Genomic DNA, 13,923 nt, shown 5'->3' on the forward strand with positions numbered 1-13,923 from the left:
TCTGCCGAGAATCCGGAACCCGGACCCGACCCGTACCACCCGGCGTACGTCATCCACACCTCCGGATCGTCCGGCCGCCCCAAGGGGCCCCCGGCCCCCCGCTCCTCAATCGCCGGAGGGGCTGAATTTTTCCTGCCGGAGAGTTTCAGCCCGTCCGGCGATTGAGGACGAGGCCGTTCAGGCCGAAGCGGGGGTCTGGGGGCGGCAGCCCCCAGGTACGGGACGGGCAGGGGCGGAGGGGGCGAGGACTGTCTGTGCGCGGGGCCACCCGGTCGGTGGGGGACGTGTCACAGACGGAGGCGGTTCCCCCGGCCGGGGGCGGAGCCTATCGTCAAGGTCATGTTCGCTGCCTATGCCGCCCGAATCGACCGTGACCAGCCGCTGAACGGCCTGGAGTTGGGGGAGCGCCCGGCCCCCGAACAGAGGCCGGGCTGGACGACCGTGAACGTACGGGCCGCCTCCCTCAACCACCATGACCTGTGGTCGCTGCGCGGAGTCGGCCTCGCCGAGGACAAACTCCCGATGATCCTCGGCTGTGACGCCGCCGGCGTCGACGAGGACGGCAACGAGGTCGTCCTGCACTCCGTCATCGGCCAGAGCGGGCACGGGGTGGGCCCCGAGGAGCCCCGCTCCATCCTCACCGAGCGCTACCAGGGCACCTTCGCCGAGCAGGTCTCCGTACCGACGTGGAACGTGCTGCCGAAGCCCAGGGAACTGTCCTTCGCCGAGGCCGCCTGTCTGCCGACCGCGTGGCTGACGGCGTACCGCATGCTGTTCACCAACGCCGGGGTGCGGCCCGGCGATTCCGTCCTCGTCCAGGGGGCCGGCGGTGGCGTCGCCACCGCCGCGATCGTGCTCGGCAAGGCCGCCGGCCTGCGGGTCTTCGCGACCAGCCGGGACGAGGCCAAGCGCAAGCGGGCCCTCGAACTCGGTGCCGTCGAGGCGCTGGAGTCGGGGGCGCGGCTGCCGCAGCGGGTCGACGCGGTCATCGAGACGGTCGGCGCCGCCACCTGGTCGCACTCGGTCAAGTCGCTGCGTCCCGGCGGCACCGTCGTCATCTCGGGCGCCACCAGTGGTGACCGTCCCTCGCACGCCGAGCTGACGCGGATCTTCTTCCTCGAACTCAAGGTGGTCGGCTCCACCATGGGGACGAAGGACGAGCTGGAGGATCTGCTGGCCTTCTGCGCGGCCACCGGTGTGCGGCCCGTCGTCGACGAGGTGCTGCCGCTCGACCGGGCCCGCGAGGGCTTCGAACGACTGGAGTCCGGCGACCTGTTCGGCAAGATCGTGCTGACGGCGAGCTGAGGTTCGGGGCGTGGGAACACACGAACGGCGGGTCCGGGTTTCCGGGCCCGCCGTTTCGTTTGGCATGGACGTCCGGGCGTCGACGGTGTCAATTTTGATTGACAGAGGTGGAGTGTCAACGTAAGTTGACGTCATGACCGAAGCAACGGATCTTGCCGAGCGCGCGGGTGATCGCGATCCGCGGATCGGGCTGCGAGCGGTCTCCGCGCTGCGGAGGCTGCTGGAGCAGTTGGAGGCGGTACAGGTGCGCAGTGCGCGCCATCAGGGCTGGTCGTGGCAGGAGATCGCCGCGGAACTCGGAGTGAGCAGGCAGGCCGTGCACAAGAAGTACGGGAGGCAGTGATGTTCGAACGCTTCACCAAGGATGCGCGTGCCGTCGTCGAGGGCGCGGTGGCGCACTCCGAGCGGGTGGGCGCCGGGACGGTCGAGGAGGAGCACATGCTGCTGGCCCTCCTGGACCGGGAGGGCAGCCGAGCCTCCTTCGCCCTCTCCTCGCTAGGGGAATCCGGGTTCCGGGAGTCGCTGGAGCGGGACCTCGCCGAGGCGAGGCGCAGGGGCGGGCTCTCGCGCGCCGACGCGGACGCCCTCTCCGGGCTCGGTATCGACCTGTCCGAGATCGTCTCCCGGATCGAGGAGGCGCACGGAGAAGGGGCGCTGGAGTCGGGCGAGCGCGGCGCGAACGGCAGGCGGGCCCGCCGGCGGCCCTTCGGGCAGGAGGCGAAGGACGTGCTGGTACGAGCCCTGCGGATCGCCGCCGCCCGACGGGACCGGCACATCGGGGACGAGCACCTGCTCCTGGCGGTCACCCTGCGGGGCGGGGTCGCCGCCGAGGTACTGGCCGACCACAACGTCACCTACGCATCGGTGACACGCGTGCTGTACGGCGAGACCGGACCGGCCGGCGAGACCGGGGTGGCGGAGGCCGGATGAGCGCCGGCCGCGGACCGGCGTGATCGGTGACGGGGCCGGTGTGAGCCGTGCGGGCCCGCCCGCGTGACCTGAGGGCGCGGCGGGGCGGGTCCAGGCGCGAGCCGCTGAACGCGACTGGGCGACGGTCGGCGGCGCCGGGGCAACCAGGTCGGCGGGGCCGGGGGCAACCGGGTCGGCGAGGTCACGCAGGTGACCCCGCCGAGCCGGTCCTCGGCGCCGGGGACCTACAGCCGCTTGCTTCGCAGCGTCGAGCCGATGTGGGCCGCCGCCGCCGACAAATGGCGGCGGACGTCGCGGAGCTGGTCCTCCGTGATCCCGTGGTCGCGGGACGTGTCGCGGATGTCGTCACGGAAGCGGTCCAGCAGACGGTCCAGGTCCCGGGCGGGGTCGCCCGTGGAGTCCTCGTGGGCCCAGGCCGGTTCGTACGCGGCGGGGAAGTCCTCCGGCGTGGCCGAGTACTCCGCGTCCACGGACGCTCCGGAAGGCGTGCGGCCGAAGCCGAACTCCTTGCCGAGATCCTTCCCGAAGTCCTTGCCGAAGTTCTTCCCGAAGTCGCCGAACTCCTTGGCCAGTTCGGTCAGCCCCTCGCGCACGCCCGTCGGCCAGTCACCCCGCGCGAAATGATCCTGGACCTGGTCCTGGACGCGCTTGGCCATGCGCTGCATCTCCTCCTGAGCCTGCGCACGGGCCTTCTCCTGGGCCTCCTTGGCCTGGCGGCGGGCACGCTGCGCCTCGTCGCGGGCGCGGCGGCTCTCGTCCTTCGCGCGGCGGGCCTGTTCCTTCCACTCCTGGCGGACGCGCCGCATCTCCTCCTTCGCCGCCCGCCACGACTCCTTGTCCTGGAAGTCGTCGAGGCCGGACCCGCCCGCCGGATCGTCGTGCTGCTTCGGCCGGGCGCTCGCCCCGGAGCCGTGGCGGGCCTCGGTGGCCGCCGCCCGCATCTCGCGGCGCAGATCACCGGCCGCGCCCCGGACGTCCGCGCGGATCTCCGCCGCGAGCTCCGCGACCGACTCGCGGATCTCCAGCTCCAGATCGGCCAGCTCGCCGCTCCGGTCGGCCAGTTCGGCGCGGCCCGCGTCGGTGATCGCGTACACCTTGCGGCCGCCCTCGGAGGTGTGCGTGACGAGTCCCTCGGCCTCCAGCTTCGCCAGCCGGGGGTAGACGGTGCCCGCAGAGGGTGCGTACAAGCCCTGGAAGCGCTCCTCCAGGAGGCGGATCACCTCGTATCCGTGGCGCGGGGCCTCGTCCAGCAGCTTGAGGAGGTACAGGCGCAGTCGGCCGTGGGCGAAGACGGGGGCCATGTCAGAGCACCTTCTTGTCGGTCGAGTCGGCCGGCCGGCCCTCGGTGGCGTCGTCGCCCGGTGTGTCGTCCGCCGCGCCGCCCGCCGTGGCGGTGGCGGTGGCCGAGTCGCCGGCCAGGTCGTCGGTGCTGTCGGTCGCGGAACCGCTCTCGTCACCGGTGCTGCCGGTCGCGGGGCCGCTCGCCTTGTCGTCCGCCGCGCCGCCCGTCGAGCCAGTCGTCGAGCCGTTTGCGGCGGTGTCTGCGGTCGGGTCCGGGGCGGTGTCCGGGCCGGTCTGGCGGGCCGTGTCCCGGGGTTCGGGGACGTCCTCGTACGGCTCGTCCTCCGTCGGGGGCCGGCGCAGCAGGGCGATCGAGCCCGAGACCGTCATCGCCCTCAGTCTGCCGTTGCCCGCGCCGAGCCGGCCGGTGATCTTCTTGGCGCCCCACTGGCCGTTGACCCGCAGGTCCTCGAAGGCGCTGGAGACGCTGCCGCTCGCGGTGTTCGCCTCCACCTCGGCGTCCGCGGGGTGGGGGAGCCGGATGGCGATCTCGCCCGAGACGTTCGACAGCCTGACGTCGGTGGGGGAGCCCGTCGCGTCGAGGTCCACGATCATCGAACCGCTCACCGACTCGGCCCGCACGGAGGTGCCGGAGCCCTCGACGACGGTCAGGTCGCCGGAGACCGAGTTGAAGTGGAGGTCGCCGGTGACGGCCTGGGCCTCCAGGTTCCCCGAGACGGTCTCCACGCGCACGGGGCCGGCGACACGGACGAGCGTGGTGTCGCCGGTGACGCCCTTGACCTGGACCCGTCCGTCTGTCCCCGAGACCACGGCGGCGGCGCCGACCACGCCCACCTCGACGTGCGTGCGGGTCGGGACGGTCAGGGAGACCACGGCCGCACGGCGCCAGCCCTTGCGGTCGAGCCACTTCAGGAAGCCCTTCCACGGAAGGTCGTCATAGGCCACCGTGAGCGTGCCGCCCTCCTGGGTGACCTGGAGCGGGGGGCCGTCCAGCTCGGACACCTCAAGCCGCGCGGAACCCTCGTCGGTCCCCACGACGTTCACTGTTCCGTTGACGATGCGCACGTGCAGCGTCTGGACGGGGCCGTCGAAGGAGAGCTTCCTCGGCTCTGTCACGGACCACTCGGACATGGTGCAGACCTCCTCGACCGGACCGGACCCTCGTACGAGCCCGAGCTCGACGCGGCATATCGCGTCTTCCGCATTCACGATATATCGCGGATGCGCAAAGTCAAGACACCCGTTCTGGGGATCATGGGTGCATCGAAGCGGGCAATTCGCCCTAAAGTGGGGCTATGTCGACTCCCTTCGGCGTGTCCAGGGGCGGCCCTCCGGCCCCCGGCGCCCTGTTGCTGTGCCGGGCCCGTCCGGAGTCGGTCGGCCCCGCCGTCCAACTGCTGCGCGAGCGGATGCTGCTCGCCGGAGCGGGCCCCGACTGGAGCGTGCTGGTCCCCGAGGGCAAGCCCTGGCAGGACGGCGCGGAACCCGTCGACCGCGTGCTCACCGGCTGGGCCGCGGCGCTCGCCGTCGGCGCGCCCTGGCCCGTCCTCGCGCTGTGGTGGGACACCGACCGCAGCGGCTTCACCCTGGCCTCGGGCTTCCGGCGCACCGTGGGCTACGAATGGCTGGCGAACGGCACGCCGGTCGGCGAGGACGAGGCGATGCGCACCTTCTCCGCCCGTCTGGGCCTCGATCCGGTGCTCGACATGCAACTGCTGGAGCCGCTGACGCAGCCCGACCCCGTGGCCGACGCGCACGCCCGCGTGAGCGGGCTGCTCGCCGTCCTCACGCGCGCGGGGGTGATCCTCCCGGCCGGGGTCGACCCCGGAGAACCCGCGGAACGGCTGCGTGACGCGGTCCGGATCCTGCCGGACGCCGAGCAGATCGAATGGAACGGCTGGCGCGCCGCCGTGGGCGCCGAACTCGACGTCGTGGAGAGCGGCGGCCTCGGGCCCTGGCTGCGCGGCCCCAGGGCCCGCACCCTCGCCTCGGCCCAGCTCGCCGTGGGCCTTCCGCTCACCGCCTGGGGGATCCGGCGGCACAGCGGCGGCTGGATCGTCGTCGGCGCCGTCCTGACGCTCCGCGGTGCCCTCGGTCTGGCGTACGACCACCTGCGCGCCTACGACTGACGGGTCCACGCGCGAAGACGGTGCCCGGAGCTCCCGCTCCTACTCCTCGTCGTCCTCGTCGTCCAGGCGGGCCAGCCAGGTCGCCAGCCGCTCCACCGGTACCTCGAAGTCCGGGTTCAGGTCGACGAACGTACGCAACTGCTCGGCGAGCCACTCGAAGGTGACCTCTTCCTCGCCACGCCGCTTCTCAAGTTCCTCGATGCCGCGGTCGGTGAAGTACATGGATGGTGCTCCGTGGGTGAAAGGGAAGTGGAACGCTGGGAAAAGGATAGGCGGGGGCGAGGAACGGGCGGAGGGTCTCCGGGGGCGAGGAACGCCGGGAGGGCCTCTGTCGTGCGCGGGCCGCCGCCGCTAGCCTGCAAGGTCGGCTCGGACCACGGGGGCGTGGGGGAACGGGGGATGCCATGAGCGACGCGGTGACACGCATCGCACGGATCGAGATGCCCGACGGAACACCGGTGTGGGCGCGGATCTCGGGAGCGGACGAACTGGAGGATCCCGGCGGCGAGCTGTCGCTGACGGACGTCGGCTTCGCGGAGCGCGTCGAGGCGCAGGTCGAGTCCCTGCAGTCGCTGATCACCGGGGTCGCCCGCTCGCTCGCCGCCCCGCTGCGCGCGGTGCGGCCCGACGAGGTCAGCGTCGAGTTCGGCATCGAGCTGACCGCGAAGGCCGGCAAGGTGGTCGGGCTGCTCGCGGACGGCGAGGCCAAGGCGGGCATCACGGTGACGCTCACCTGGAACGGAGCCCCACCCGACCTGGAAGGGAGCGGAATCGCGGCCCCCCACGCGGGGTCACCCGACCCGGACGGGGCCGGGACCATCCCGCACGTGAGACCCCCCGGCCCGCAAGGGGCCGGAATCGCCGCCCCCCGCGCGGGGTCACCCGACCCGGAAGGGCTCGGAACCGCCGCCCCGGACGCGGGGCCACCTGACCCGCAAGGGACCGGGACCACCCCGCACGCGGGCGCGTCTCCCGGCGCCCCGGCGCACGGCGCGGCCACCGACCCCTCCGGCGGGGGCGGAGCATGACGGACGGGCACGCCCCGGGCGCACCGGGCGGCCCCGGGAACGCTCACCGTGCGCTGCGTGATCTCGTCATGGCCGCCACCGTACGCATCCATCGCGCGGGCTCCGGGTATGCCCTCGACGAACCCGGCACGTTCCTCGGGAGCGGCTTCTTCATCGCTCCGAACTGGGTTCTGACCTGCGCGCATGTGGTCCGGAGCGGGGAGGGGAACGAGGTGACGGTGGTGTACGAGAGGGGGCCGGGCCGCGGTACGTCCGCCGTCACCGGCGAGGTCGCGACGGTCCTCCCGGACCGCGCCGGGCTGCCGGCCCGCGGCACGTGGCCGTCCCCCGACCTCGCCCTGGTGCGGCTGCGCGAGCCGGTGGACCACGACTGCGCGTACGTCACCGAGCGCCCGGCCGCCTACTACGAGGAGGCCGTCGTCCTCTACTCCGGCTGGTCCGTGGTCGGCGGGGAGCTGCGCCGGCTGAGCGGCACCTGCACGGTCCAGGGCACGCTCGGCGGCTGGTCCGACGACGAGCAGATCCGCCTCGGCGGCGACGTGCTGCCGCCCGGCGTCTCGGGCGGCCCGGTCGTGGACCCCGTACGCGGTGAGGTCGTCGGCGTCCTGAAGTCGCGCACCGACCGAGGGCTCGGCGGGACCTGTACGGGCGTGGAGCAGTTACGGTCGCTCCCGGTGCCGGCCGAGGAGCCGTCCGCCGAGCACGACGACCCGTACCACGCCGTCTTCCACGCGCACGACCGCTACCACCGGGACCGGCAGCGCCACCCGGACACCGACCGCAGCACCTGGGCCGACGTCCAGAACCAGCTCGGCGCCCGGCCCGGTCGGGCTCTCAGCCCCGAGGAACGGACCCAACTCCTCGGCAGGCTCGCCGATCTGCCGCCGCCGGCCAGCACCCGCGCGCTGCTCGGCCTCCTCGAATCCCTGCTGGGCGACCATGCGGCGATCCCTCACCCGGCCCCGCGCGGCTGGCGCGACGGGCTCGGGGCGCTGTACGAGAGCTCGCGCCAGGACGCTGCCCTCGACCTCGTCCTCGACTACGCCATGCGGGCGATGTCCGCCGAACGCCCCTTCGTCACACCGGGCACACGGGCCGCCGAACGGGCGCTGTGGGAGTGGGTGCGGCAGACCGCCGAGGGCCGTCCGGGCCCCGCCTACCGGCGCCGTCTCGGTCAACAGTGGATCGAACGGCTCCAGTTGGCGCCCCACGGCCCCGCGGCGGCGGAAGCAGAGGCGGCGCACGCCACCGCGCGGAGCGCCGATCGTGCGCCCCGCCTCTTCGTCCTGCTCGAACTGGAGCAGCTCGGCTGGGAGCCGGGCCGCTGCGACTGGCACGTCTCCGTGGGCCGTCCGACCGGGGAGGTGGTGCGGCTGCGGGACGGCGAACGCACCCCGCTGGAGGAGCTGCCGGCCGTTCTCGCGGCGCCCCTGACGGAGGCCTTCCGCCAGTGCGACGAACCCGGACGGCCCGTGGACCTCCAGGTGGCGCTGCCCCATCTGCTGCTCGGACTCGACGTCGACGCCTGGCAGTTCGGGCCGGACGAGGCACCGCTCGGCGCCCAGCGGCCCGTCGTCGTGCGCTGCGCCGACCGGGAGCAGTTCCCCGAACCCGCCGACATGGCGGCCCACGCCGGAAAGCCGCTCCCCGCCGACGAGGAGCGGCACGAGCGCGAGGCCCGCTGGCGATGGATCCACGCGCACGGCGCACAGACCGAGGTCCTCGACTGCGAGGACGGTCTGCGGGTACCGGTACCGGCGGCGGAGTCGCTGCGCGGCCTGCCGCACAAGACCGTTCCGGTGCTCTGCCGCTACGGGGACCACCGTTTCGAGGACGACCCGGTCGCGCTCGTCCGGATCGTGCACGGCGGATACGGCGTCGCGCTGTGGCGGCGCTGGCGCGGACAGCCCGAAGCGGTCTGCGGCGAGTTCCACCGAAGAGCCGGCGACACGGTGGCGGGCGCGGGCGGCGCGGACCGGCTCCCCGCCCTGGTGCACGCCCTGCGGGCCGGCCTGCGCGAGGGCCGGCCGGAGACCTACTGGGCGCATGGGATCGCCCTGTTCTACGACGACCCGCGCCGGCCCCTGCCCGGGACCGGAGACCTGCTGGAGGCGCCATGACCGCATCGGTGGAGCCGTTGTCGCGCGATGCTCGAAAGAGGCCGAAGTGGGCTGCCACGAGCCCCTCTTGGGGCCTTACGGGGCCCTCCGTGGATCGATACGGTGAGGCGACGATCGACGGCTTCCGGGGTGGACGAGTGACGACGAGGACTGGGCAATGACCGATTCCAGCGAGTGGCTCATCTACCGAGGCGCAGGCGAACCCCACGACGGCCTGAACCGGCTGCCGGCCCCGCCGCCGTGGCGCGACTTCGCGAGCCGGGTCACCGCCGGCGGTGACGGCGACGGCTCCGAGGACCGCAGGCTGGGCGCGTACCGGCATCTGGCCGAACTGCACAGGCCCGGCGCCGAGGAACTCGAAATGATCAACGCGGCGCTCTATCTGCGCCGGCCCCTGCTGGTCACCGGCAGCCCCGGCGCGGGCAAGAGCACGCTCGCGCACTCGGTCGCGTACGAACTCGGTCTCGGCAACGTCCTGCGCTGGCCGATCGTCAGCCGCTCCACACTGCGGGACGGCCTCTACCACTACGACGCGATCGCACGGCTCCAGGACGTGCAGCTCGCCGCCCCGCACGGCGCGGACCCCGCCGCACCCGGCGCGCCCGGTTCGGTCGAGGGCATCGGCAGCTACATCCGGCTCGGCCCGCTCGGCACCGCGCTGCTGCCCTCCGAGACCCCGCGCGTGCTGCTCATCGACGAGCTGGACAAGAGCGACATCGACCTGCCCAACGACCTCCTGAACGTGCTGGAGGAAGGCGAGTTCGAGATTCCCGAACTGCAGCGCGTCGCCGACCGGCTGCCCGGCGGCGAGGCCGCGGTCCTCACCGCCGACGGCACCAAGGCGCGAGTGCGCGACGGCCGGGTACGCTGCCACGCCTTCCCCTTCGTGGTCCTCACCAGCAACGGCGAACGCGACTTCCCCGCCCCGCTCATGCGCCGCTGCATCCACCTCGAACTGGGCCGCCCCGATCACAAGCGGCTCGCCACCTTCGTACGCGCCCACCTGGGTGACGAGGCCGCGCGCGCCGGGGACGACCTGATCACCCACTTCCTGGAGCGCTCGCGCAGCGAACTCGTCGCCGCGGACCAGCTCCTGAACGCCATCCACCTCACCGACGCCGCGGCCCCGCCCAGCCGCGACCGGCTCGCCGACCTGCTCATCCAGCGACTCGACCGCCCGAGGTGACGCGCTGATGACCGGCGGCGACCCGATCGCCGAACTCATCGCCCGGATACGGCGGACCGGGCTGGATCCCGATGCCCGGCAACTGGCCGACGCGCTGTGGCTGGCCCGCTGGTCGCGCCCGACCGACGGGACCGGCGACGGGCGGGGGAGCACGCCGCCCTCCGGCCACGGGACGGCGGCCGAGGACCCCGCCGCCGGACGCCAGGACCCGCGGGGAGAAGAAGGGCCGGCGCCCGGCGACCGGCCCGGACCGGCGTGGCGGGACACGGAGCCCGACCGGCGCGTCGCGCTCTACCCGGTGCCGCGCGACGGCGCGCCGCGCGGCACCGGGCAGGGCCGGTCGGCGGTGCTGCCGGTCGGCGTCCCGGCCGCGCCCGCGTTCCCCTCCCCCCTCGAACTCCAGCGCGCATTACGCCCGTTGCAGGCCTACCGCACCGCCGCACCACCCCTGCGCACCGTCCTCGACGAGACCGAGACCGCCGAACGGACCGCCCGGGCGGGCGGGTTGGTCCTGCCCGTGTTCCGCGGGGTGACCAGGGCCGACGCCGCGCTCCAGCTCGTCATGGACGCCTCCTCGTCCATGCGTGTGTGGGACCGGATGTTCGCCGAGCTGGAACAGGTTTTCAGCCGGCTCGGCGCCTTCCGGGACATTCAGATCAGCCACCTCCACCAGGGCCCGGACGGAGAACCCGCCGTCAGCCGCAGCCCCGAACCCGGCGCGGCCCCCCTGCACTCCGCCGACCGGCTGAGCGACCCGACGGGCCGCCGCGTCACCCTCCTCGTCAGCGACTGCGCCGGCCCCCTGTGGCACAGCGGCCACGCCCACCGCCTCCTGCACCACCTGTCCCGGCTCGGCCCCGCCGCCGTACTCCAGCCGCTGCCGCAGCGCATGTGGAACCGCACCCGGCTCCCGGTGTCGTACGGCGAACTGACACGCGGCGAAGCCCTCGCGGGCGCCGCCACCCTCAAGGTCCGGCTGCCCGCGGGCACCCCGCCGGAGGCACGCGGCGGCGCGCTCCCGGTGCCCGTCCTGCCGCCCGAGCCCGCCGCGCTCGGCGCCTGGGCGCGACTGCTGTCCGGAGCAGGTGCCGGACCCGTGGCCGGCGCCGTCGGCTGGGTGCGCAGGCAGCACGAACCCGCCCCGAGCGCCCGGCCCGGACGCCGGATGTCCGGGCTCGAACTGGTCAGCCGGTTCCGCTCCAACGCCTCCAAGACGGCCGGGCGGCTGGCCGGCTATCTGGCCGCGGCCCCGCTCAGCCTCCCCGTCATGCAGCTCGTCCAGCGCACCATGCTTCCCGACTCCGGGCCCGCTGAACTGGCCGAGGTCCTGCTCAGCGGACTGGTCTCCCGCGCCAAGGCGGAGGACTACGGCGCGGACGGCACCCAGTGGTACGAGTTCGCGCCCGGCGCGCAGGAGGCCCTGCTGTCCCCGCTGGGCCTCGACGAGGCCATGCTGGTGCTCAAACACTGCTCCGAATACATCGAGCACCGCTTCGGCAAGGGAGGCCCCAACTTCCCCGCCCTGGCCCTGGCACAGCTCGGCGAGGCCGGCTCAGGACCGCCGTTCTCGTCCGCCGGATACCCGGGCGAGAACGGCGACAACGGCGGCGCCACCCTCGTGCCCCAGCCCTTCGCCGAGGTCGCCGCACGGGTACTGGAGCGATTCATGCCGCTGCCTGAACACTTCGCGAGCTACGCGCCCACCCGCGGCCCCGACGGCCCGCCCGGCCGGCGGCCCACCCACCCCGCCGTGCTCAGGGCCCGCTCACTGGCCGGCCAGTTCGGCAGCGACCGCATGGTGCAGGACCTCATCGACGCCGTACAACTGCTGCGCGGCGCGACCGAACACGAGGTGCTCCCCGGCGCCGACCCGGAACTGTGGGCCGAGTACGCCAACTGCGTCCTGCTGCTGTGGGAGGTGCAGGGCGGCGCCGACCTGCTGCGCGAGGCGGAGGCCGCCGCCGAACGCGCCGTCGCGCACCCCCGGGCCCTGCGCGAGAGGGCCGTCCTGGCCCGGGTCCTGCACGCCGCCGCCACCGACCGCAGGCGGCGCGGCGACCGGCGCGGCGCGCTCGACCTGCTGCAACGCGCGGACCGCGAGTACGCGGTGGCCTGCGCCGCGCCCGACCTGGACGCCGCCGAGGCCCTGCGGCTCACCCTGGAACGGGTACGGGCGCTGGAGGCGCAGTGGCGCCTCGGCGGCGACAGCGCGCTCCTCCAGGGCGCCGTCGGCATGCTGGAGGCGTTCGCCGACGCCTGGCCCGACCGGCGAAGCCGCCCCTCCGGGCTCCCGCTCGCCCACGGCCGTGTCCTGCTGCGCCTGTCGGGCGCCACGGCCGACCACGAACAGGCCAGGCTGTACGCGGAACAGGGCGCGCGCTCCCTGCGCGCCGCCCTGGAGACCGGCCCCGAGGACCCGCCCGCGCCCGACGGCGCGTCCTCACGCGTCCGCATCCTCCTCGACCTCGCCGACGCGCTCCTCAGGTCCGGCGGCGCACTGGACGACGCCCGGGACCACGTGGAGGAGGCGCTCGCCCTCACCCGCGACCAGGGGCTGCGCTCCGCCCTGCTGGTGCGCGCCGGGCGCGTCCACGTCGCCCGGTACGCCGACACGGGCGACCCGCGCGAACTCCAGGACGCCGCCGCGCGGTTCGAGCAGGCCTCACGCGGAGTGCCCCGGGACGCCCCCGCGCACGCCGACGTCCTCGCCGAATGGGGCGAGGTCCTGCTGCGCCACGCCGTGGCGGACAGCGGACGCGTCCCCGGCGAATCGCTGTACCGGGCCATCCGGGTGCTGCGGGACTGCCGTACCGAGACGCCCGCGGGCAGCGGTGAACTCGCCCACCGCCTGCTGCTTCTCGGCCGCGCGCTGATGCTGCGCTACCGCGCCCGCGGTGACCGGGTCGACCTGCGCGAGGCCGAGCACCTCTTCGGCCTCGCGGCCCTGGAGGACGGCCCGCCGCTCACCACCGCCCGCTGCTGGCTGGAGCTCGGACAGGCCCAGTTCGAGGCGTACCAGAGCCTCGGCCGCAAGGCGCGGCTCGACGACGCCATCGACGCCTTCCGGGCCGCGGCCGAGTCGGCCCGCGAGGCCGAGGAGGACGCGGAGACGGACCGCACGCGCCAGGAAGCCGTGGAACTGGCCGCTCGGGCACAGCACTGGCGGGGTATGTCCTACGAAGCGGCGGCGCGCCCGCGTGCCGCGCGCGAGGCCTACCGGGCCGCACGGACCGAGTGGTCCAGGCTGCCGGAGGGCGTCGCGAGCACGGGAGAGCCGACGGCCCGGCAGACGGCACAGCGGCTGGCCGAGCTGGAGTGAGAGCGCCTGCCGGCGGCCGCCGGGGCGGAGTCAGGGAAGGCGAGGGAGAAGACATGGGCGTACGGGACGACGTACCGGACGGCGCACAGGACCGCGATGCCGCGGGGGAGCGGCAGCCGTGGTCACCGGGCCCGCCGAAGACCCCGGACCCGTCACAGGTGCCGAGGCCCGAAGGAGCGCCGGGCGGTCCGACGGAGGCTCCGGATCCTGCGGAGCTCCCCGAACTGCTGGACCTGGACCTGGCGGAGCTGCGGACCGTTCAGCACCCGGTGCTGGCCGAGGTGCTGTCCGAACTGCGGACGCGGTCCGGACAGCCGAGCGAGATCCTGTGGGGGTTCAACAGCGCTTTCTGAGCGGCAAAGCGAGGGAGAACTCGATCAAATATCGCTCACGAGCAGTCGGTTCCGGTCTCTACTTATGGCTTAACCGGACAACTTCGAAGGGGTGACGTTTGTGTCCGGTCCGCGTCCGGGAATGTCGCCCCGTACGGGCAGGGGGCCGTGGCGCGGTTCGCGGCGTGGGATCGCGCGGCCGTACATCATGGGGGTGCCGGAGTGTCTGCAGAGGTGACCTCCCCGATCCCCGTGATCTCCGTGCCGCATCT

At 73.8% G+C, this 13,923-nt stretch carries 12 protein-coding genes; 9 read left to right on the top strand and 3 right to left on the bottom strand.

Translation table 11 applies throughout. The annotated features are described in order from the left end of the window. Window positions 1-339 precede the first annotated feature (339 nt). The 3 genes from ACWEBX_RS06005 (at window position 340) to ACWEBX_RS06015 (ending at window position 2,235) form a co-directional block, all read left to right on the top strand. Window positions 340-1,305, top strand: coding sequence for a zinc-binding dehydrogenase (locus tag ACWEBX_RS06005; RefSeq protein WP_451883695.1), 966 nt, complete (start codon window positions 340-342; stop codon window positions 1,303-1,305). 133 nt (window positions 1,306-1,438) lie between these two features. Beyond that, window positions 1,439-1,648: a helix-turn-helix domain-containing protein gene (locus tag ACWEBX_RS06010; protein ID WP_148010429.1), complete on the top strand. Its 210-nt coding sequence runs from the start codon at window positions 1,439-1,441 to the stop codon at window positions 1,646-1,648. Then, window positions 1,648-2,235 carry a Clp protease N-terminal domain-containing protein gene (locus tag ACWEBX_RS06015; protein ID WP_451883696.1) on the top strand — a complete coding sequence of 196 codons (588 nt, stop codon included), beginning with the start codon at window positions 1,648-1,650 and terminating at the stop codon, window positions 2,233-2,235. The genes ACWEBX_RS06010 and ACWEBX_RS06015 overlap by 1 nt, the downstream gene beginning before the upstream one ends. A gap of 224 nt (window positions 2,236-2,459) precedes the next feature. Here the strand turns inward: ACWEBX_RS06015 and ACWEBX_RS06020 are convergent, their stop codons facing one another. Both ACWEBX_RS06020 and ACWEBX_RS06025 read right to left on the bottom strand, forming a co-directional pair. After that, the gene (locus ACWEBX_RS06020; RefSeq protein ID WP_451883697.1) at window positions 2,460-3,536 is read right to left on the bottom strand and encodes a helix-turn-helix transcriptional regulator; all 1,077 of its coding nucleotides are present in this window, start codon (window positions 3,534-3,536) and stop codon (window positions 2,460-2,462) included. Between the two features lies 1 nt (window position 3,537). Continuing rightward, window positions 3,538-4,668 carry a DUF4097 family beta strand repeat-containing protein gene (locus ACWEBX_RS06025; RefSeq protein ID WP_451883698.1) on the bottom strand — a complete coding sequence of 377 codons (1,131 nt, stop codon included), beginning with the start codon at window positions 4,666-4,668 and terminating at the stop codon, window positions 3,538-3,540. Window positions 4,669-4,832: 164 nt separating this feature from the next. Between ACWEBX_RS06025 and ACWEBX_RS06030 the strand changes: the two genes are divergently transcribed. Then, complete coding sequence (locus ACWEBX_RS06030; protein ID WP_451883699.1) at window positions 4,833-5,666, top strand: hypothetical protein; 834 nt, start codon at window positions 4,833-4,835, stop codon at window positions 5,664-5,666. A 39-nt stretch (window positions 5,667-5,705) separates the two neighbouring features. Here ACWEBX_RS06030 and ACWEBX_RS06035 read toward each other — a convergent pair whose 3' ends face one another. Next, window positions 5,706-5,888, bottom strand: a complete 183-nt coding sequence (locus ACWEBX_RS06035) for a DUF6104 family protein (protein ID WP_005312030.1) — start codon at window positions 5,886-5,888, stop codon at window positions 5,706-5,708. Between the two features lie 182 nt (window positions 5,889-6,070). Between ACWEBX_RS06035 and ACWEBX_RS06040 the strand changes: the two genes are divergently transcribed. From ACWEBX_RS06040 to fxsA, 5 genes are all read left to right on the top strand, one after another. After that, window positions 6,071-6,694 carry a CU044_2847 family protein gene (locus ACWEBX_RS06040; RefSeq protein WP_451883700.1) on the top strand — a complete coding sequence of 208 codons (624 nt, stop codon included), beginning with the start codon at window positions 6,071-6,073 and terminating at the stop codon, window positions 6,692-6,694. A 68-nt stretch (window positions 6,695-6,762) separates the two neighbouring features. Continuing rightward, window positions 6,763-8,814 (top strand): VMAP-C domain-containing protein, encoded by a 2,052-nt coding sequence (locus ACWEBX_RS06045; RefSeq protein ID WP_451883701.1) that lies wholly within the window; start codon window positions 6,763-6,765, stop codon window positions 8,812-8,814. A 157-nt stretch (window positions 8,815-8,971) separates the two neighbouring features. After that, window positions 8,972-10,000, top strand: coding sequence for an AAA family ATPase (locus ACWEBX_RS06050; RefSeq protein ID WP_451883702.1), 1,029 nt, complete (start codon window positions 8,972-8,974; stop codon window positions 9,998-10,000). 7 nt (window positions 10,001-10,007) lie between these two features. After that, on the top strand, window positions 10,008-13,319 hold the full coding sequence (locus ACWEBX_RS06055; protein ID WP_451883703.1) for an SAV_2336 N-terminal domain-related protein: 3,312 nt from the start codon (window positions 10,008-10,010) through the stop codon (window positions 13,317-13,319). A gap of 53 nt (window positions 13,320-13,372) precedes the next feature. Beyond that, window positions 13,373-13,672 carry an FxSxx-COOH cyclophane-containing RiPP peptide gene (gene fxsA, locus ACWEBX_RS06060; RefSeq protein WP_451883704.1) on the top strand — a complete coding sequence of 100 codons (300 nt, stop codon included), beginning with the start codon at window positions 13,373-13,375 and terminating at the stop codon, window positions 13,670-13,672. The last annotated feature ends 251 nt before the right edge of the window (window positions 13,673-13,923 follow it).

The organism is Streptomyces sp. NPDC005070, assembly GCF_053600395.1.